This is a genomic window from Baekduia soli (assembly GCF_007970665.1).
In the GTDB taxonomy this organism is placed as follows: domain Bacteria; phylum Actinomycetota; class Thermoleophilia; order Solirubrobacterales; family Solirubrobacteraceae; genus Baekduia; species Baekduia soli.
Genome location: NZ_CP042430.1, coordinates 3,833,037 through 3,851,468 on the forward strand (window position 1 = coordinate 3,833,037; position 18,432 = coordinate 3,851,468).

An 18,432-nucleotide genomic window follows, 5' to 3' on the forward strand; every position below is an offset into this window, starting at 1 on the left:
CACGAGATCTCCCTGCGCGGCCCGGCCGGCGAGACGCCGGAGATGGGCCGACCCGGAGGCCGCCGCGGAGGCCGCCATGGACGAGGGCGGCCCGCGGCCACGTCTTCGGCGGCGCCGGCACGGAGGACGCCCGGCGACCGGCGGCCCGGACGCGCCGCGCTGGTTCCGGCTCACCTGGCCCCCGGCCCTCGGCGGCGAAGGACGGCGTGCGCCCCGTGCTGTGCAACCTGCTGGCCGGGGACGACCTGACGCTCGCGCTCACCGAGCACACGCGGTCCTCCGAGCTGGACCGCGGCGCCCTGGCCTAGCCGCCCACACGCCGAGCACCGGGGGGGCGCTCGGGCGTCAGCACGACCCGCTCGGAGATCGTCGGGCGCAGGCGCAGGAAGGCCAGCGTGCCCAGCAGCGTCGGGATCCAGAGCACGACGGCGTGGTAGACCAGGACGGCCGCGGCCGCGGTGGCAGGGTCGGCGCCGTAGAGGATCATCGCCCCGGTCAGCCCGGCGTCCAGCGCCCCGATCCCGCCGGGGACGGGCAGGATGTTGCCCAGGTAGCCGATGAGGAACGCGAGCGTGAGCGCCCCGACCGGCGGCGGGTGGCCGAACGCGCGGAAGCTGACCCAGAGCATCGCGATGTCGAACCACAGGTAGCCCACCGCGCCGAGCAGCCCCCAGCCGGGATGGCGCACCTCCTCGCGGGCCTCGCCGACGACGAGCGCGGTCGTGCGCAGCCAGCCGACGAGCCGGCCGTCGGGCCGGTCGGGCGACCGCCGCGCGACGAGGTCGGGCAGCCACCAGAAGAACGCCAGGCCGGCGCAGCCCACGACGCCGGGCAGCAGGCCGAGCAGGAGGGGGTGGGGCGCGTGGAGCACCCCGGCGCCGACGAGCAGGCCGGCGACGGCCAGCGTCGCGGCGTTGACGCCGCTCGTGATGAGGAACAGGACGGCCGAGCGCTCCATGAAGCGCCGCAGCGAGCCGCCCTTGGCCTTGGCGACCCAGGCGCCGACGGCGATGCCCCCGGCGCCTCCGACGGGCAGCACCGCGCCGAAGGCCATCTCCGACAGCGCGACGCGCACGGCCAGGACGAGCGGGACGCGGTAGAAGATGTGCCGGAAGACCGCGACGTAGCCGGCGCAGGAGCCGAGCTCGAGCGCGACGGCGAGCACGACCCAGCCCGGGCTGACCTCACGCAGGCGGTCGGCGACGGTGCGCAGCCCTGGCACCGCCACGACCAGGGCACCGACGAGCACGCCCAGCACGAGCAGCGAGATGATGCCGCGCCGCAGGCGCGCGCCCTCCCCCGCCTCGGCGTCCTGGCGGCGCGCGTCGAAGTGGTGGTCGGCGCCCGGCTCCGCCGGCGGCGGCCCTGCGGGGCCCGCCGGCGTGCTGCGCATCGTGTGCTCCTCGGTCCGATCCCCGCCCGCGGGCGGCGCGGACAGCCCGGGTCGAGCGCCGCAGCGTGGCCCTACCCGCGGGTGGAGGGTTGTGCACCCAGCGGCGCCTCCGAGGGCGCGCCGGCGTGGTGGCGCGCCGTCACACCAAGTACCACCGCAAATACGGAACGGGCGCGTCCGCGCTCGTCCGGGAGCCGGATCGCGCGAACGTGGGGTCATGCACCACCAACGCGACATCGGCCGGCCCGGACCCCCGCGGACGACCCGGCCACCGGCCGAGGGGTCGCTCATCCGCGGCGCTGGCGGTCGGAGGCCTCATGGGCGCGTGCGCCCCGACCGCGGCGGGCGCGCTGCAGCGCGAGGAAGGCCAGGCCCGCGACCAGCCCCCAGAACGGGGCGCTGATGCCCGCGACCGTGATCCCCGACGCCGTGATGACGAACGTGACCATCGCCGCGTCGCGGTGCTCCTCGTGGGCGGTGGCCGCGCGCAGCGACGCGCCGAGCGTCCCGAGCAGCGCCAGGCCCGCGACCGCCTCGATGAGGATGGGCGGCGACGCCGACAGCAGCGCGGTCGCCAGGCCGGCCGACAGCCCGAGGACGAGGTACAGGGCGCCCGAGGACCGCCGCCGCGATCCAGCGGCGCGCCGGGTCGGGATGGGCGTCGGGGCCGGCGGCCAGCGCGGCGGTGATCGCCGCCAGGTTGATCCCGTGGCCGCCCAGCGGCGCGGCGACCACGCCGGCGACCCCGGTCGTCACCAGGACGGGGCGCAGCCGCGGGCGGAAGCCGAACGTGGCGAGCACGCTGATGCCCGCGATGTTCTGGGAGGCCATCGTGACCACGAACAGCGGCAGGCCGACGCCGACGAGCGTGCCGGCGTCCAGGTGCGGGACCACGAACGTCAGGCGCGGCAGCAGGTGCGACGCGGCGGCGTGCGGGACGGGTTCGACGGCGACCGCGATCGCGGCCGCCGCCAGCGCGGCGGGCACCGCCGCGCGGCGCGCGACCCTGAGCAGCACGAGCCAGGTGACGACCATCGGCGCCGTCAGGCCGGGCCGCTCGACCATGGAGCGCACCGGGGCGATGCACACGCCGAGCAGCACGCCGGCCAGCAGCGCGTTGGCCAGCGGCCCCGGGATCGCCACGATGGCCCGGGCCATCGGCGCCCACAGCCCGGCGGCCACGATGAGCAGTCCGGCCAGCGCGAAGGCGCCCACCGCCGCCGGGTAGCCGCCGTGGACGGGCCCGGCGGCCACGAGCAGCGCCGCGCCCGGCGTCGACCACGCCACGCTGAGCGGCATGCGCGAGCGCCACGACAGCAGCAGGCCGCAGACGCCCATGCCCACCGAGAGCGCCAGCAGCCCCGAGGCGGCCTGGGCCTCGTCGGCGCCCACCGCGCGCAGCCCGGCGAGCACGATCGCGAACGAGCTGGCGAAGCCGACGACCGCCGCGACCACGCCGGCCAGGACGGGCTGGAGCACGTCGCCGCGCGCGGGCGCGCTCATCGCGACCCCGCGGCACCCGGCAGGGACGGGTAGAGCATGAGGCACAGCGCGCGGGCGTCACGGGCCGCGGCGTAGTGGTGGGCGACGTCGGCCTCGAACCACGCGGCGTCGCCGCGGCGCAGGTCGGCCTCCTCCCCGTCGGGCCCCACGCGCAGTCGGCCTGACAGGCAGACGATCAGCTCCTCGGTGCCGGGCAGGTGCGGCTCGCTGCGCTGGTCGGCGCCGGCGGGCAGCGCGAGCTCGAAGACCTCCGAGCGGTGCTCGCGGCCCTCGGCGTGCACGAGCCAGGCCGCCATGCCGGAGCCGGCGCGCAGCGGCTCGCCCTCGCGGGCCGGGATGCGCCGCGTCCGCGGGCGCTCGGGCGGTGAGAGCAGCGTCCCCAGCGGGACCGACAGCGCCTGGGACAGGCGCCAGAGCGTCTCCATCGACGGGTTGCCCTCGCCGCGCTCGATGCGCCCGAGGATCGTCTTGGACAGCCCGGCCACCCGGGCCAGGTCGCCCAGCGACCAGCCCAGGCCCAGCCGCAGCGCCCGGACGGCGCGGCCGATGCGGCGACCGAGCTCGTCGAGCCCGGAGGGCTCGTCCGGCGGCGAGGGCACCGGGCGGCGGGGGATCGGGTCGGTCGCCATGATGGACGATCGTCCACCGTAGTGGACGCCGGCGCCCGTGTCAGCCGCCCCGTCCGCCGCAGCGCACCGGCGCCGGGAGCACGACGCCGATCGGCCGGATGGGTGATGCTGCGCGGTGACGCAGCCGTTCGATGGAGGAGGACCTGTCCCGTGACGACCGTGCGCGAAGCCGCGCTGGAGCTGTTCCGCGAGCGCGGCATGACCACAATCTTCGGCAACCCCGGCTCCACCGAGCTGCCGATGCTCGCCGGGCTGCCCTCGGACTTCCGCTACATCCTGGGCCTCCAGGAGGCTGTCGTGGTCGGCATGGCCGACGGCTACGCCCAGGCCACCGGCCGCGTCGCGCACGCCAACCTGCACACCGCACCCGGGCTGGGCAACGCCATGGGTGCGATCTTCAACGCGCAGGCCAACAAGGCGCCGCTGCTCATCACCGCCGGCCAGCAGGTCCGCGCGCACCTGACGATGCAGGCCAACCTCAGCGACCATCGCGCCACCGAGGTCCCCCACCCCTACGTCAAGTGGAGCTTCGAGCCGCCCCGCGCCCAGGACGTCCCGGCCGCGCTGGCGCGAGCGACCTCCCTGGCCGGGCTGCCGCCCGCGGGCCCCGCGTTCGTCTCGTTGCCCATGGATGACTGGGGCGCCGAGGTCGACGCCGCCGACGCCCGCCGCGCGGTCATGCGCCGCGTCGGCGGCCGCGCGGGCGCCGACCCCGAGGTCGTGGCCGGGCTGGCCCGCCGCCTGGAGGACGCGCGGCGTCCCGTCCTGGTCGCCGGGCCCGGCATCGACGCCGCGGGCGCCTGGGACGCCGCCGTCGCCCTGGCCGAGCACCAGCGCCTCCCCGTGCTGGCCTCCCCGCCACCGGCGGCAACCGGCTCGGCTTTCCCGAGGACCACCCGCAGTTCCAGGGCATCCTGGCCCCGGCCATCGGCCCCGCCGGGCAGATGCTCGAGGGCCACGACCTCGTGCTCGTGGTCGGCTCCTCGGTCTTCCCCTACTACCCCTACCTGCCCGGGCCCGCGCTGCCCGAGGGGACCGAGCTCGTCGCGATCACCAACGACCCCGACGAGGCCGCCCGCGCGCCCATGGGCGACGCGATCGTCGCCGACGTCGGGCTCACCCTCGACGCGCTGCTCGCGGTGCTCGGCGACCCACCGGCCGACCGGCCGCCGCCGCCGGTGCGCGACGCGCCGCCCGCGCCCGCGGCCGAGGACGGCAGCGGCGCCGACATGGACCCCGGCGACGTGCACGGCGTCCTGGCCGGCGTGCTGGGCGACGACGCCGTCGTCGTGCTCGAATCGCCGTCGAGCACCATGGCCCTGCGCAACCGCCTGCGCATCTCGCGCCCCGGCAGCTACTGGTTCGGCGCCTCGGGCGGGCTGGGCTTCGGGCTGTCGGCCGCGCTCGGCGTCCAGCTCGCTCAGCCCGGCCGCCGCGTGGTCTGCGTCCTGGGCGAGGGCTCGGCCCAATACGCGATCACCGGCTTCTGGACCGCCGCCGCCTATCGGCTGCCCGTGACGTTCCTCGTGCTGCGCAACGCGGAGTACTCCATCCTGAAGTGGTTCGCCCAGCTGGAGGGCGTGGAGGGCGCCCCGGGCTCGACCTGCCCGCGCTGGACGTCGCCGCGACGGCCCGCAGCTACGGCGTGCCCGCCGAGTCCGTCCAGGGACCCGACGCGCTGCGCGCCGCGCTGGAGGCCGCACTGGCGGCCGGCGACGGGCCCCGGCTCGTCGAGGTCGGCGTCCGCCCCGGCATGGCGCTGGTCTAGGCGATGGCCACCACGTTCGCCGACCGCGCCCCCGACTCGCTGGCCGGGGGCACGCCCCAGCCGCTGCGCGCCGAGCTCGAGGCCCTGCTGGGCGAGGCCCAGGTCCTCTCCCGCCCGATCGACCTCGTGCGCTACGCGTCGGACGCCGGCCCCTACCGCCGCTTCCCGAGGGTCGTCGTCATGGCCCGCGACGAGCACGACGTCGCGCGCACGCTGCGCCACGCCGCGACCGCCGGCCTGCCCGTCACGTTCCGCGCCGCGGGCACGAGCCTCAACGGCCAGGCCCAGACCGACGGCATCCTCATCGACGTGCGCCGCCACTTCTCGGGCGTCCGGATCGCCCCCGGCGGCGAGCGCGTGACGCTGCGCGCGGGCACGCTGCTGGGCTTCGCCAACCGCCTGCTGGCCGGCCACGGCCGCCGCCTGGGACCCGACCCGGGATCGACGAACATCGCCACGATCGGCGGCGTCATCGCCAACAACTCGGGCGGGATGCGCTGCGGCACGACGTGGGACGCGTACTCGACGGTGGAGTCGATGACCCTGGTGCTGGCCGACGGCACGCTCCTGGACACGGCGGCGCCCGGCGCCGAGGCGGCGTTCGCGGCCGCCGCGCCGGAGCTCGCGGCCGGCCTGCTCGAGCTGCGCGACGAGGTCCGGGCCGATGCCGAGCTCAGCGCGCGCATCCGCCGCAAGTTCTCCATCAAGAACACGATGGGCTACCGGCTGTGCGCGTTCCTGGACGCCGACACGCCGCTGGAGATCTTCCGGCGCCTGGTCGTCGGCTCGGAGGGCACGCTGGCCTTCGTCGCCGAGGCGGTGCTGCGCACCCGGCCCGAGCCGGCGCGCACGACCGTCGCCTGGCTGCACTTCCCGACCATCGACGCCGCCGTCGCGCCCGTCCCCGCGCTCATCGCCGCCGGCGCCCGCGCGGCCGAGCTCATGGTCGCCCCGGCGCTGGTGGCCGCCGCCTGGAACATCCCGGGCTCGCCGCAGGCCTGGAAGGAGCTCCCGCTGGAGTCCGCCGCGCTGCTCGTGGAGCTCGGCGGCGACGACGACGCCCAGCTCGACGCCGCGCAGGCGGCGGCCGTCCGGGTCCTCGACGGCCACCGGCTCCTGCAGCCGCCGGGCTTCACGCGCGACGAGCGCGCGATCGAGCAGGCGTGGACGGTGCGCGAGGGCCTGTACGGGCTCATGGGCCGCGTGCGCCCGGCCGGCACCGCGCTCATCGTCGAGGACGTGTGCGTGCCGCCGGCCGACATGGCGCGCTGCGCCCGCGACCTGCAGGCCCTGCTGACCCGCCACGGCTTCGCGCCCGGCGTCGCGGGCCACGTGTCGGCCGGCAACCTGCACTTCTCGCTGACGCCGGACTTCGGCCGGCCCGAGGACCTCGCCCGCTACGAGGCGTTCATGGAGGACATGGTCGACCTCATCGTCGACGTCTACGACGGGTCGCTGAAGGCCGAGCACGGCACCGGCGTCAACATGGCCCCGCACCTCGAGCGCGAGTGGGGTCCCAAGGCCACCGACATCATGTGGCGCCTGAAGGCCCTTGCCGATCCCGGCGGCGTGCTGAACCCCGGGACGATGCTCAACCGGGACCCGCACTGCCACCTGCGCGACCTCAAGAGCCAGCCGCCGATCGAGGCCTACGCCGACGCCTGCGTGGAATGCGGGTTCTGCGAGCCCGTGTGCCCGAGCCGCAACGCCACCACGACGCCCCGCCAGCGCATCGTCCTGCGCCGCGAGCTGGCCCGCCAGCCCCACGGCTCGCCCGTGGCCCGCGCGATCCTGGAGGACTTCGGCCACGACGTGCTGGACACGTGCGCGGCCGACGGCACCTGCGCGCCCGTGTGCCCCGTGGCGATCGACACCGGCCGCCTGGTCAAGGACCTGCGCGCCCAGGGCCACAGGCCCGCCGCCCGCCGGGCGGCCGCGACCGCCGCGCGCCACTTCGGCACCGTCGAGCGAGCGGCGCGCGCCGGCGTGCGCGCGGGCCATGCCGCCGGCGGCCTGCTCGGCGACCGCGCGCTGCCCGAGCCCGCGCCGGGCGCGCTGCCGCGCTCGCGGCGCGAGGGCGCCGCCGCCGTCTACCTGCCGGCGTGCGTGAACCGGATCTTCGGCGCCGCCGAGGCCGGCGGCGGGCGCACGAGCCTGCCCACGGCGCTGGTCACCGTGTCGGCCCGGGCGGGCGTGCCGCTGTGGATCCCGGCCGACGCCGCCGGGCACTGCTGTGCGACGCCGTGGGCGTCGAAGGGCTACACCGACGGCCACGCGGTCATGGCCGCCCGGGTGGCCGAGGCGCTGTGGCGCTGGACCGACGGCGGCCGCCTGCCGGTCGTCATCGACGCGTCGTCCTGCGCGCTGGGGCTGGTGGCCGAGGTGCCCGCCGCGCTGGAGCCCGAGGCCCGCGCGCGCCACGAGCAGCTCGAGATCCTGGACTCGGTCGCCTGGGCCCACGACCGCCTGCTGCCCGGGCTGCAGGTCGCGCGCCGGGTGGGCACGGTCGCGGTGCACCCGACGTGCGCTACGGGTCACCTCGGCCTCACGGGCACCCTGCAGGCGCTGGCCGGCGCGCTGGCCGAGGAGGTCGTGATCCCCGCCGGCACGACGTGCTGCGGCATGGCCGGCGACCGCGGCCTGCTGCATCCCGAGGTGCCGGCCTCGGCCCTGCGCGAGGTCGCCGCCGGGCTGGTCGGGCGAACGCTGGACGCGTGCCTGTGCTCCAACCGCACGTGCGAGATCGGCCTGCAGCAGGTCACGGGCCGCCCCTACGAATCCTTCGTCTACCTGCTCGAGGAGCTGACGCGGCCGTGACCGCGGCCTGGCCGGGCCGTGTGCAGGCGCTCGTGACGGCCGTCGTCGCGCGGGCGGTGCTCTCCCTGCCGGGTCCCGTCGTCGCGCTGCTGGCCGGTCGGCCCCCGGCCGCCGCCCGCGGCCTGCACCCAGAGGCGCTGCTGCTCGCGCGCCTGGCGCGCCTGGCGCCCGGCCGCATGGACGACCGCGTCCCGGTGGCCGAGCAGCGCCGGCTCCTGGCGCTCTCGGCGCTGCCGATGGCCGCCCGCCCACGGCTGCCGGTCGCGGTCAGCGACCACGAGATCCCGCCGGCCCCGGGCAGCGCGGTGCCGATCGGCGCCCGGCTCTACGTCCCCGGCGGCGCGCCCGCGCCCGGGCCGCTGCTCGTCTTCTTCCACGGCGGCGGCTGGGTGCAGGGCTCGGTGGCCACCCACGATGGGTCCTGCCGGCTGCTGGCCCACCTGGCCGGGGTGCGCGTGCTCTCGGTGGACTACCGCCTGGCGCCCGAGCACCCCTACCCCGCGGCCGTGCACGACGCGGTGGCCGCCTACGCGTGGGCCGCGCGCGAGGCCGGCCGGCTGGGTGCCGACCCGGCGCGGCTGGCCGTCGGCGGCGACAGCGCCGGCGGCAACCTGGCCGCGGTGCTGGCGCGTGCGGCCCGCGACGACGACGCGCTGCCCGCCGCCGCCTTCCAGCTGCTGATCTACCCGGCCTGCGACCTCGCCCACAAGGCCCCGTCGGTGCGCGACTACGCCGACGGCTGGTTCCTGACCGAGCACGGCATGGACTGGTACGTGGGCCACTACGTCCCCGACCCCGCCCGCCGAGCCGAGCCCGACGCCTCGCCGCTGCTGGCCGGCGACCTGCGCGGCCTGCCGCCCGCCTACGTGGCCACCTGCCTCACCGACCCGCTGCGCGACGAGGGCGAGGCCTACGCGGCGGCGCTGCGCGCCGCGGGCGTGGCCGTGGGCGCCCAGCGCTTCGGCCAGCTGCACGGCTGCTTCAACACCACCGTGTTGCGCAGCAGCCGAGACGCGCTGGCCACGATGGCCGGCGCGCTGCGCCAGGGTCTCGACGCCGCCCGCTGACCGGCGGGGCCGCCGGTATCCTGGAGGGTGCGATGCCTCCCCGTCACCCGCTGCGCACGAAGCCGGCCTCCGAGGTCCACGTGCCGTGCATGGAGCTGACGGAGGGCGAGGCGCGCTACCTGCTCGCGCTGCGCGACCTCAACGCCGCCGGCGCTCCGCCGTCGCAGGCCGCCGTGGCCCGCAAGGTCGGCGTGTCGCACCCGACGGCCCTGGAGATGATCCGGCGCCTGCGGGCGCTGGACCTCGTCGACCCCGGCGCGCTCACGCTGACCGCCAACGGGACGAGCGCCGCGCTCGTGCTGACCTCGCGGCGCCACGCCGCGCACGTGCTGGCCCACGAGGTCCTCGGCCTCGACGACGAGCAGTCGGCCGCCGAGGCCGAGACCCTGGCGACGAGCCTGTCGCCCGTGCTGGCCCGCCGCCTCGTGGCGTGGCGCACCCGGCGTGACGCCGGGTGATCGCGGCGCCGGCACAAGAATAAGACTCGTTCCTGCTTTAATGGCGGCGGATGCCCGCCCCGTTCGACCTCCCGTTCGTGCAGCGCGCCGCCGTCGAGCTCGCGCTGCTGGCCGTCGGGTCGGGGATCCTGGGCACCTGGATCGTCCTGCGCGGGCTGAGCTTCTACGCCCACGCGGTCGGGACCGCGGCGTTCCCGGGGCTCGTGCTCGCCGACGGCCTGGGCTTCTCCCCCTGCTCGGCGCGCTGGCGACGGCCGGCGTCGTGGCCTTCGGCGTCGCCGCGCTCGCCGGCCGCCGGACCGACACCTATGACTCGGCGACCGCGCTCGTGCTCGTCGGGGCGCTCGCGCTCGGGGTCATCCTGGCCAGCGACGTGTTCCACTCCCAGGGCAGCGTCGAGCGATTGCTCTTCGGCAGCCTGCTGGTCATCGGCGGCACCGACGAGGTCGTCGCCGCGGTCAGCGGCGTGGCCGTGCTCGTCGCCTCCGCGCTGCTGGGCCGCCGTTGGCTGGCCTCGGGCTTCGACCGTTCGGGCGCCCGGGCGCTCGGGGCGCGGTCGCCGGTCCCCGACGTCGTCCTGCTCGTCCTCGTCGCCGGCGCGGCCGTGGCGGCGCTGGACGCCATCGGCGCGCTGCTGGCCACCGCGCTGCTCGTCGTGCCCGCCGCGACCACGCGCCTGTTCGTCGACCGCCTCGGGCGCTGGCAGCTGGCGACGGTCGCGCTCGTCCTGCTGGAGGGCCTCGGCGGCCTCTGGCTGTCGGTGGAGGTCAACGCCCCGCCCGGGGCCACGATCGCGGTCGTCGGCGGCGCGGTCTTCGCCCTGGCCGCCCTGGCGCGCGCGGGGCTGACCCGTCGCCGGGCGATCACGCTCGCCGCCGCCGCGCTCCTCGCGCTGGCCGCCGGCGGCTGCGGCGACTCGGGCGGCGGCGACCCGGCGGCCGACGGGCGCATCGCCGTGGTGGCCACCACGACGCAGCTCGGCGACCTCGTGCGCGAGGTCGGCGGCCCGGCCGTGTCGGTCACCCAGATCCTGCAGCCCAACAGCGACCCGCACACCTACGAGCCCCGGCCCAAGGACGTCCAGCGGACCGCGCGTGCGGCGCTCGTGCTCACCAGCGGCGACGGGCTCGACGCCTGGATGGGCGAGGTCGTCAAGGACGCCGGCAGCGACGCCGCGGCCCTGGACGCCGGCGAGGGGCGCCCCATCGCGCTGCCCGGCAAGACCTCGGGGCCCGAGGCCTCGCGCTTCGACCCGCACTGGTGGCACGACCCGCGCAACATGATCTTCGCCGCGCGCCGCGTCCACGACGCGCTCGTGCGCATCGAGCCCGCGGCCCGGCCCGAGTTGGACCGCAGCACGGACGCCTACGTCGCGCGCCTGCGCGGCCTGGACCGCGGGATCGCCCGCTGCATGGCGCGCGTGCCGGCCGCCGAGCGCCGCCTGGTCACCGACCACGACGCGTTCGCCTACTTCGCCAACCGCTACGGCATCACCGTCGTCGGCGCCGTCATCCCCTCGCAGACCACCCAGGCCCAGCCCTCGGCCGGCGACCTGGCCGCGCTGAGCGCGACGATCGCCCGCGCGCACGTGCGCGCCGTCTTCCCGGAGGCCTCGCTGAGCACGAAGCTCGCCCGGGCCATCGCGCGCCAGACCGGCGCCCGCGCCGACCTGTCGCTCTACGGCGACACGCTCGGGCCCGCGGGCTCGGCGGGCGCGACCTACATCGGGATGGAGCAGGCCGACGCCGATGCGATGGTGCGCGGCTTCACCGGCGACGCGCAGCGCTGCCGCCCGGGGGCCGGCGCATGAGCGCCGGCGCGCTGGTGGCCGCCGACGGCCTGGCCGCCGGGTACGGCGGGCCGCCCGTCCTGCAGGGCGTCACGTTCGCCGTGAAGGCGGGCGAGCGCGTGGCCGTCCTGGGGCCCAACGGCGGCGGCAAGACCACGCTGTTCCGCACGCTGCTCGGTGAGCTGCGGCCCAGCGCCGGCACGGTCGTGCGCCCGCCGCGCATCGGCGTCGTGCCCCAGACGGAGCGCTCGCGCCTCGACTTCCCGGTCAGCGCGCTGGACGTCGCGCTCATGGGCACGCTGTCGACGCTGCCCTGGTGGCGGCAGCCCGGGCGCGCGGACCGCCGCCGCGCCCGCCGCGCGCTGGCCGACGTCGGCCTGGCCGACCGCATGCACCGTACGTTCGGCGACCTCAGCGGTGGCCAGCGCCAGCGCGTCCTCGTCGCCCGGGCGCTCGTCCAGGACGCGCCCGTCCTGCTGCTCGACGAGTCCTACGTCGGGCTCGACGCGCCGAGCGTCGACCTGCTCGACGAGCTGCTGGCGACCCTGACGGCCCAGGGGCGTGCGCTGCTCATCGCCACCCACGACGTCGACCAGGCCCGCGGCTGGGAGCGCGTGCTGTGCCTCAACCGCCGCCAGGTCGCGTTCGGCGCGCCGGCCGACGTGCTCACCCGCGCGACGCTGGAGGCCACCTACGGCGGCGAGATCGTCGAGCTGCCCGGCGAGCGCTGCGTCCTGCCCCCCCACCACCACGACCACGCGTGATCACGGCGACGCTCTGGCACGCGCTGGTCGCGCCCTGGGAGCAGGGGATCGACCGGCGCGCGCTGCTGGAGGTCGTGCTGCTCGGGCTGACCGGCGGCGCGCTGGGCTGCTGGATCATCTTCTACGACCTGAGCTATGCGAGCGAGTCGCTGGCCCACGCGCTGCTGCCGGGCCTCGTCCTCGCGGCGCTGACGGGCCTGCCGCTCATCCTCGGCGGCGCGGCCGGGCTCGTCGTGGCGGCGCTGGCCATCGCGGCCGCGGCGCGCACCCCGGCGATCGGCCGGGACACGGCGGTCGCGGTCGTCGTGACCGCGTTGCTGGGGCTGGGCGCGCTGCTGGCGCTGTCGCCCGCGTCGCCGGCGGGCCTGGGCGAGCTGCTGTTCGGCGACGTCCTGGGCGTCGGCGACACGGACCTCGCGCTGGCCGCGGGGCTGGCCGTCGTCGTGCTCGCCGCGCTGTGGCTGCTGCACGGCCGGCTGCTGCTCGTCGGGTTCGACCGCCTCAACGCCGGGGCGCTCGGCGTCCGCGCCCCCGTCGTCGACGCGCTGCTGCTGCTCCTGGTGGCCGGCGCGCTGCTCGTCGCGGTGCAGGGCATGGGCAACCTGCTCGTCATCGCGGTGCTCGTGGGGCCCGCGGCCTGCGCCCGCGCGCTGACGCACCGCATGCCGTCGATGATGGCCGTGGCCGCCGCGATCGCGATCCTGGCCGGCACCGGCGGCCTGTACCTGTCCTACTACGCGCGGACCGCCGCCGGCGCGTCCATCGCGGGGGTCATCGTGGCCGCCTACGTCGCGGCGGTGGGCGCCGGCGCGGTGCGTGGCCGCCTCGGCTCGTCGCGCGCGGCCTCGGCCTGACGGCAGTCGGCGCAGGCGCCGTGCAGCACGACGTCGTGCTCGGCGACCGCGAAGGTCACGCGCTGCGCGAGGCGCCGGATCGCGCGCTCGAGCTCGGGGTCCTCGAACGGGATGACCTGGCCGCATGCGTCGCAGACCATGTGATGGTGGTGGCCCTCCTCGCGGGCGGCCTCGAAGCGCGCGAGCCCCTGGCCGACCTCGACGCGCGTGACCATCCGCAGCGCCTCGAGCTCGTCGAGGATCCGGTAGATGCTGGCCCGCGCGACCCCGCGGCCGCCGCGGGTCCGCAGCGCCTGCTCCAGCTCGGTCGCCGACAGGGCGCAGCGCTGCTCGTCGAGCAGCGCGATGAGCGCGGCCCGCGCACCGCCGCGACGGTACCCGGCCCCGGCCAGCGCCTCGGTCGCCCGGGCGCCCCAGTCCGCGTGCTCGTGCTCCGTGAGACCCATTCCCACCAAGGGTAGCCGCGCAGGGGCGGCGGAGGGCAGCGGGGATCGCTACGCCGTGAGCTTGACCGCGACGTGCGACATCGGCTCGGCGAGGGCGTCGACGAGCTGGCTCAGCCGGCGCCGCTCGGTCGTGCCGACCTCGTCGTAGGAGGGGAACGCCTTGCCCTCCTTCAGCGTGGCCAGCCGCGCGTTGACCGCGTCGAACCGCGCGGCGATCGTCGCCGCCAGCGCCGGGTCGCGCCTGCGCAGCGCCGGCGCCAGCAGGCCGAACGTCGCCTCCGACCCCGCCACGTTGGCCTCGAAGTCCGACAGGTCGGTGTGGGAGTAGCGGTCCTCCTCGCCGGTGATCTTGGAGGCGAGACCTCGTCGAGCAGCCCGTTGGCCCCGTTGGCCAACTCCTCGGGCTGATACTCCAGGCCCTCGGTCCTGGCCTGCAGGCGCTTGACGTCGGCCAGCAGCTTGTCGGCGATCGGCCCCATGCCCGCGGTGCTGTTGCGCACCCAGAGCGCCTGCTCGATGCGGTGGAAGCCCGTCCACCGGTGCCCCTGCTCGACGTCGTTGACGCGCGCGTCGATCTCGGGGTCCAGGGTGCCGAAGGACTCCGCGACGGGCTCGATCGTCTCGTAGGGCGCCCGCGTGGACGCGAAGAGCGACTTCGCCCTGGCGACGTCGCCGGCCTTGACGGCCGCGACGAACACGGTCGTGCGCTTGACGAGCTCGGTGGCCTGGGACTCGACGTAGCCGCGATAGGAGGCCGTGGCCGTGCGCAGCTGCGCGTCGCCGGTCGCGGCCACGGCCGTGCCGCCCACCTCGACGGTGCCGGTCGCCGCGGTCTTGCCGCCCGGGCAGGCCATGGCGTAGGTGCCGGGCTTCAGGTTGACGGTGAACGAGCCCGACAGGCCCGCGACCACGTTCTCCTTCTCGCCCAGGATCCGCGAGCCCGACAGGACCTCGAACTCGCTGACGCGGCTCGTCCCGCCGTTGCTGACCCTGAACGTCGTCGGGCCGGCCGAGAGCTTGAGCATGGCGGGCTCGCAGCCCGCGTCGGTGAGCGTGACGGCGACCTCCTTCGTGCCCGCGCCGGACCCGCCCGGCCCCCCCGAGCCGCCCGACGAGCCGCAGGCGACCAGGCCGAGCACGACGCCGGCCAGCAGCACGCCGGCGACCGCGGTGCTCTTGGCGGCCCGGCGCCGGCCCGGCGCGGCCCGGCGCTTGGGCGCCAGCACGAACAGCACGGCGGGGATCGCGTAGGCCAGGTAGGCGACGAGCTCGATGATGACCGGCCGGGGCTGCAGGCCCAGCATGCCGGTCAGCAGCGCCGCGGTCCACGTGCCGGGCACGACGAGCCGGCTCAGGTCGAGCGCCTCACCCTGCCCGAAGGTGACCCAGCCCGCCTCGTGTCCGGTGTGGAAGGCCGTGGCCAGCAGGCCGGCGGCGACGAGGGCGAGCACGACCCCGGTGGCGCGGAAGAAGCGCGCGTAGTCGAGGCGCATGCCTCCGCGGTAGAGCAGGATGCCGATGACGATCGCGGCCGCGACGCCCAGCACGGCGCCGGTGCCCGCGCTCGAGGGGTCCTCGGCGCTCTGGAAGGCGGCGACGAGGAAGACGGCGGTCTCCAGGCCCTCGCGGAACACGGCGAAGAAGGCCATGGCCACCAGCGCGCCGACCGAGCCCTGCCGCAGCGCCGATCCGGCGCTGGCGCGCAGGTCGCCGGCCAGCGTCGCGGCGTTGCGGCGCATCCACAGCAGCATCCAGGTCACGATGCCGACGGCCAGCAGGCCGATGATCGTCTCGAGCTGCTCCTGCTGGCGCTGGGGCAGCTCCTGATCGACGAGGTGCAGCGCGATCCCCACGCCCAGGCAGATCACCGAGGCCAGGGCGACGCCGGCCCACACCCACCGCAGCGCGCCGCGGGCGCCCTCCTGGCGCAGGAAGGTCGCGATGATCGAGACGATGAGCGCGGCCTCGACTCCCTCGCGCAGGCCGATGACGAACGTCGGAAGCATGGGGGCGCATCTTAGGGATCCCTAAATCCCTATGTCGGGTTCCCTAATTCGGGATGCCTAACCTGGCGCGTCGGCGCTCATCTCGCTGGCGGCCGCGCCCCGCGGGTACCGTCGGCGGACATGACGACGATGATCCTCGAGCATGAGCTCGGCCTGACCTGGGTGATGCCCGACGCGATGCAGCGGGCCTCCCACGCGCTGACCGACGACGGGCGCGTGTGGCTCATCGACCCCGTCGACGACGAGGCCGCGCTGGCGCGCGTCGGCGCCCTGGACGGCGAGCCAGCCGGCGTGCTGCAGCTGCTGGACCGCCACAACCGCGACTGCGCGGCCATCGCGGCGCGCCTGGGCGTCGCCCATCACGTCGTGCCCGAGGTCCTGGCCGACTCGCCGTTCACGCCGCGGCGCGTCATCCGCAACCGGCTGTGGAAGGAGGTCGCGCTGTGGTGGCCCGCCCGGGCCGCGCTCGTCGTCGCCGAGGTCGTCGGCTGCGCGCCGGCGTTCACCCTCGGGGCCGGCCCCGTCGGCGTGCACCCCGCGCGCCGGCTCCTGCCCCCGCGCGACCTCCGCGAGCTCGCACCCGAGCACCTGCTCGTCGGTCACGGACCGCCCCGCCACGGCCCGCAGACCACGCAGGAGCTGGCCACCGCGATCGATCGCTCGGTGCGCGACGTGCCGCGCCTGGTGCTCTCCCTGCCGTCGCTCATCCGCTCCGCGCGACAGGGCTGAGGCGCGCGCCGGAGCGCGTGGGGCGCGACTATGCTCCGCCGGTCCGAGTCCCGACCAGGAGCACCACCGTGACCGAGCCCGTGCTGTCCCCCGTGCTTGACGCCTTCCGCCTCGACGGCCGGGTGGCCGTCGTGACCGGCGCGTCCTCGGGCCTGGGCGTCGCGTTCGCCCGCGCGCTGGCCGAGGCCGGGGCCGACGTCGCGCTGGGCGCCCGGCGCGCCGACCGCCTGCAGGAGACCCGGGCGCTCGTCGAGTCCCTCGGCCGCCGGGCCATCGCGGTCGCCACCGACGTCGCGCGACCCGAGGACTGCCACGCGCTCGTGCAGGCCGCGATGGACGAGCTCGGGCGCGTCGACATCCTGGTCAACAACGCCGGGATCGGCACTGCGGTGCCCGCGCTCAAGGAGGCGCCCGAGGCGTTCCGCCGGGTCATCGACATCAACCTCAACGGCTGCTACTGGATGGCCCAGGCCGCCGGCGCGGTCATGGAGCCCGGCAGCAGCATCATCAACATCTCCAGCGTCCTGGGCCTGACGACGGCGGGCATGCCGCAGGCCGCCTACGCGGCCAGCAAGGCCGGCCTGGACGGGCTGACCCGCGACCTGGCCCAGCAGTGGACGGGCCGGCGCGGGATCCGCGTCAACTCGATCGCCCCGGGCTTCTTCGCCTCGGAGATGACCGACCAGTACCCCGAGGGCTACCTCGAGCTGCAGTCCAAGCGGATCCTGGCCGGGCGCATCGGCGACCCCCGGGAGCTCGCCGCCGCCGTCGTGTTCATGGCCGGCGCCGGCGCCGGCTACATCACCGGCCAGACCCTCTACGTCGACGGCGGGCTGACGATCACCTGACGGGCACCCACCCGGCCGGGAACGCCCCGGCGGGCACGCGGCCCGGGCGGTCGGCGAACCAGCGCCGGGCGACCTGCTCGGCGGGACGGCCGGTCAGCAGCCCGTGCAGGTCCTCCACCGCCAGCAGGACGCTGAGCGTGGAGCCGATCTGCAGGTCGGCGGCGTTGGGCCGCTCGCCGCCGAGCACGCCGCCGGCCACGAGCGCGTCGACGTGGTCCAGCCGGGCGGGGAGCCCGGCGAGGTCGGCGGCCAGGCGCTGCGCGGTGATGCCGTGGTACCTCCACGACGCCCGCGCGAAGCGGATCGCGTGGTCGGTGCCCGCCGGGTCGAGCGGCGGGCCGCCGGCGAAGGTGCCCAGCGCCTCGGGGCGGAAGTGCAGCGCGCCCCACGGCAGCCGCCGCCCGAGGTCCTGGAGCTCGTCATCGCCCCAGCGCGCCGCCTCGGCCACGGCGTCGCCGAGGGGGCCGGGAACAGGCTGGGCTCGGGGGCGAGCTCCTCCAGGCGCCGGAAGATGGCGTTGGAGCCGTGCACCGGAACGCCGTCGACCAGCAGCCCAGGCACCGTGCCGCGGCCCTCGCCGTAGACGCGCTGCATCTCCTCGACGTGGCGGCCGGGAGCCAGCTCGACGCGCTCGTAGTCCAGGCCCTTGAGCGCCAGCGCCGCCTCGACCGCCACGCACGGGTGCGAGATCGCCAGGAGGTGCAGGACGAGCCGCGGCGGCGCGGCGGCGCTCACGCCGCGACGGGATCCGGGTCGTGCAGGAGGAACCCGGCGGCGTCGAGGATGCCACGATCGCGCAGCCGCGCCAGGCGGGCGACGAGCGCGCCGTCCCCGCTCTCCCAGGCCGCCACGGTGGCCGAGGCGTCCAGCGGGCGCAGGCCGGCAGCGGGCGGGTCGTCGAGCGCCTGGCGGAACCAGGCCAGGTCGTCGGAGGCCCGGCGCGGCCGTCCGACGCCCCCGGCCTGCCAGGGGTCTTCGCCGGCGCGCCGCTCGGGGACGCCGGGGGGACGGGTGAGCGCGACGCCCAGCGCGCCCATCCAATCCGGTTGCGGAGCCACCAGCTCGAGGATCGCCATGTGGCAACTATCCCCCATGACGCGAGCCGATGATCACGAGTCTCGGGCGCCGGGGGCCTGGGCGGACGCCGTGCCGGGCCCGCTCAGGCCGCGCGCGGCACCGTGCCGGTGCGCACGAGGCCGGCGTATGCCTCGCCGAAGGCGTCCACGGCGGCCGGGTCGAACCGAGTGCCCGCGCAGCGGCGCAGCTCCGCCAGCGCGGCATCGGCGTGCAGCGCCGGCCGGTAGACGTCCCCGGTCGCCCACGCCACGATCCCGGCGGCGACGAGCAGCCAGGCCGTGCGG

General features: G+C 76.7%; 16 protein-coding genes and 5 pseudogenes. 10 read left to right on the plus strand and 11 right to left on the minus strand.

Going from position 1 to position 18,432, the window contains the following annotated elements; genetic code table 11:
* Window positions 1-304: 304 nt before the first annotated feature.
* The 4 genes and pseudogenes from FSW04_RS18455 to FSW04_RS18465 all read right to left on the minus strand — a co-directional run bounded on the left by FSW04_RS18455 (window position 305) and on the right by FSW04_RS18465 (window position 3,525).
* Window positions 305-1,393 carry a lysylphosphatidylglycerol synthase transmembrane domain-containing protein gene (locus tag FSW04_RS18455; protein WP_187368904.1) on the minus strand — a complete coding sequence of 363 codons (1,089 nt, stop codon included), beginning with the start codon at window positions 1,391-1,393 and terminating at the stop codon, window positions 305-307.
* Window positions 1,394-1,680: 287 nt separating this feature from the next.
* Window positions 1,681-2,049: a benzoate/H(+) symporter BenE family transporter gene (locus FSW04_RS28650; RefSeq protein ID WP_407653001.1), complete on the minus strand. Its 369-nt coding sequence runs from the start codon at window positions 2,047-2,049 to the stop codon at window positions 1,681-1,683.
* Between the two features lie 19 nt (window positions 2,050-2,068).
* Window positions 2,069-2,896 (minus strand): annotated as a pseudogene (locus FSW04_RS18460) (benzoate/H(+) symporter BenE family transporter); the annotation flags it as partial.
* A complete protein-coding gene (locus FSW04_RS18465; protein WP_146921722.1) occupies window positions 2,893-3,525 on the minus strand; it encodes a helix-turn-helix domain-containing protein in 633 nt (210 codons plus the stop codon). The gene FSW04_RS18465 and the pseudogene FSW04_RS18460, both read right to left, overlap by 4 nt.
* 150 nt (window positions 3,526-3,675) lie before the next feature.
* Here FSW04_RS18465 and mdlC point away from each other — a divergent pair.
* The 8 genes and pseudogenes from mdlC to FSW04_RS18505 all read left to right on the plus strand — a co-directional run bounded on the left by mdlC (window position 3,676) and on the right by FSW04_RS18505 (window position 13,042).
* Window positions 3,676-5,293: pseudogene (gene mdlC / locus FSW04_RS28190) on the plus strand (benzoylformate decarboxylase).
* 3 nt (window positions 5,294-5,296) lie between these two features.
* Window positions 5,297-8,110, plus strand: a complete 2,814-nt coding sequence (locus tag FSW04_RS18475) for an FAD-binding and (Fe-S)-binding domain-containing protein (protein WP_146921723.1) — start codon at window positions 5,297-5,299, stop codon at window positions 8,108-8,110.
* Window positions 8,107-9,177 carry an alpha/beta hydrolase gene (locus FSW04_RS18480; protein ID WP_228430568.1) on the plus strand — a complete coding sequence of 357 codons (1,071 nt, stop codon included), beginning with the start codon at window positions 8,107-8,109 and terminating at the stop codon, window positions 9,175-9,177. Before FSW04_RS18475 ends, FSW04_RS18480 begins: the two co-directional genes overlap by 4 nt.
* 32 nt (window positions 9,178-9,209) lie before the next feature.
* Window positions 9,210-9,635 (plus strand): metal-dependent transcriptional regulator, encoded by a 426-nt coding sequence (locus FSW04_RS18485; RefSeq protein WP_146921724.1) that lies wholly within the window; start codon window positions 9,210-9,212, stop codon window positions 9,633-9,635.
* A 50-nt stretch (window positions 9,636-9,685) separates the two neighbouring features.
* Window positions 9,686-10,404 (plus strand): annotated as a pseudogene (locus FSW04_RS27370) (metal ABC transporter permease); the annotation flags it as partial.
* Window positions 10,405-10,647: 243 nt separating this feature from the next.
* Window positions 10,648-11,445 carry a metal ABC transporter substrate-binding protein gene (locus FSW04_RS27375; protein ID WP_321167712.1) on the plus strand — a complete coding sequence of 266 codons (798 nt, stop codon included), beginning with the start codon at window positions 10,648-10,650 and terminating at the stop codon, window positions 11,443-11,445.
* Window positions 11,442-12,188: a metal ABC transporter ATP-binding protein gene (locus FSW04_RS18500; RefSeq protein ID WP_146921726.1), complete on the plus strand. Its 747-nt coding sequence runs from the start codon at window positions 11,442-11,444 to the stop codon at window positions 12,186-12,188. The genes FSW04_RS27375 and FSW04_RS18500 overlap by 4 nt, the downstream gene beginning before the upstream one ends.
* On the plus strand, window positions 12,185-13,042 hold the full coding sequence (locus tag FSW04_RS18505) for a metal ABC transporter permease (RefSeq protein WP_228430569.1): 858 nt from the start codon (window positions 12,185-12,187) through the stop codon (window positions 13,040-13,042). Before FSW04_RS18500 ends, FSW04_RS18505 begins: the two co-directional genes overlap by 4 nt.
* On the opposite strand, the gene FSW04_RS18510 is transcribed toward FSW04_RS18505, so the two are convergent.
* From FSW04_RS18510 to efeU, 3 genes and pseudogenes are all read right to left on the minus strand, one after another.
* The gene (locus FSW04_RS18510) at window positions 12,973-13,488 is read right to left on the minus strand and encodes a Fur family transcriptional regulator (protein ID WP_146921727.1); all 516 of its coding nucleotides are present in this window, start codon (window positions 13,486-13,488) and stop codon (window positions 12,973-12,975) included. The two genes, FSW04_RS18505 and FSW04_RS18510, sit on opposite strands and share 70 nt — an antisense overlap.
* Window positions 13,489-13,536: 48 nt before the next feature.
* Complete coding sequence (locus tag FSW04_RS27935; RefSeq protein WP_187369505.1) at window positions 13,537-13,779, minus strand: imelysin family protein; 243 nt, start codon at window positions 13,777-13,779, stop codon at window positions 13,537-13,539.
* A gap of 125 nt (window positions 13,780-13,904) precedes the next feature.
* A pseudogene (gene efeU, locus FSW04_RS27380) lies at window positions 13,905-15,494 on the minus strand (iron uptake transporter permease EfeU); the annotation flags it as partial.
* A gap of 120 nt (window positions 15,495-15,614) precedes the next feature.
* Here efeU and FSW04_RS18520 point away from each other — a divergent pair.
* Both FSW04_RS18520 and FSW04_RS18525 read left to right on the plus strand, forming a co-directional pair.
* Complete coding sequence (locus FSW04_RS18520) at window positions 15,615-16,223, plus strand: hypothetical protein (protein WP_146921729.1); 609 nt, start codon at window positions 15,615-15,617, stop codon at window positions 16,221-16,223.
* A gap of 68 nt (window positions 16,224-16,291) precedes the next feature.
* Window positions 16,292-17,071, plus strand: a complete 780-nt coding sequence (locus FSW04_RS18525) for an SDR family NAD(P)-dependent oxidoreductase (protein ID WP_146921730.1) — start codon at window positions 16,292-16,294, stop codon at window positions 17,069-17,071.
* On the opposite strand, the gene FSW04_RS27385 is transcribed toward FSW04_RS18525, so the two are convergent.
* The 4 genes and pseudogenes from FSW04_RS27385 to FSW04_RS26310 form a co-directional block, all read right to left on the minus strand.
* Window positions 17,064-17,519, minus strand: a complete 456-nt coding sequence (locus FSW04_RS27385) for a hypothetical protein (protein ID WP_146921731.1) — start codon at window positions 17,517-17,519, stop codon at window positions 17,064-17,066. The two genes, FSW04_RS18525 and FSW04_RS27385, sit on opposite strands and share 8 nt — an antisense overlap.
* A 41-nt stretch (window positions 17,520-17,560) precedes the next feature.
* A pseudogene (locus tag FSW04_RS28655) lies at window positions 17,561-17,806 on the minus strand (glutathione S-transferase N-terminal domain-containing protein); the annotation flags it as partial.
* Window positions 17,803-18,147 carry a hypothetical protein gene (locus FSW04_RS26305; protein ID WP_187368906.1) on the minus strand — a complete coding sequence of 115 codons (345 nt, stop codon included), beginning with the start codon at window positions 18,145-18,147 and terminating at the stop codon, window positions 17,803-17,805. The gene FSW04_RS26305 and the pseudogene FSW04_RS28655, both read right to left, overlap by 4 nt.
* An 83-nt stretch (window positions 18,148-18,230) precedes the next feature.
* Complete coding sequence (locus tag FSW04_RS26310; RefSeq protein WP_187368907.1) at window positions 18,231-18,398, minus strand: hypothetical protein; 168 nt, start codon at window positions 18,396-18,398, stop codon at window positions 18,231-18,233.
* Window positions 18,399-18,432: the final 34 nt, after the last annotated feature.

Excerpts from the sequence above, each read along its gene's own strand:
- FSW04_RS18455 (WP_187368904.1), bottom strand. The coding sequence starts at position 1,393 with ATGCGCAGCACGCCGGCGGGCCCCGCAGGGCCGCCGCCGGCGGAGCCG.
- FSW04_RS18465 (WP_146921722.1), bottom strand. The coding sequence starts at position 3,525 with ATGGCGACCGACCCGATCCCCCGCCGCCCGGTGCCCTCGCCGCCGGAC.
- FSW04_RS18475 (WP_146921723.1), top strand. The coding sequence starts at position 5,297 with ATGGCCACCACGTTCGCCGACCGCGCCCCCGACTCGCTGGCCGGGGGC.
- FSW04_RS18485 (WP_146921724.1), top strand. The coding sequence starts at position 9,210 with ATGCCTCCCCGTCACCCGCTGCGCACGAAGCCGGCCTCCGAGGTCCAC.
- FSW04_RS18500 (WP_146921726.1), top strand. The coding sequence starts at position 11,442 with ATGAGCGCCGGCGCGCTGGTGGCCGCCGACGGCCTGGCCGCCGGGTAC.
- FSW04_RS18510 (WP_146921727.1), bottom strand. The coding sequence starts at position 13,488 with ATGGGTCTCACGGAGCACGAGCACGCGGACTGGGGCGCCCGGGCGACC.
- FSW04_RS18520 (WP_146921729.1), top strand. The coding sequence starts at position 15,615 with ATGACGACGATGATCCTCGAGCATGAGCTCGGCCTGACCTGGGTGATG.
- FSW04_RS26305 (WP_187368906.1), bottom strand. The coding sequence starts at position 18,147 with ATGGCGATCCTCGAGCTGGTGGCTCCGCAACCGGATTGGATGGGCGCG.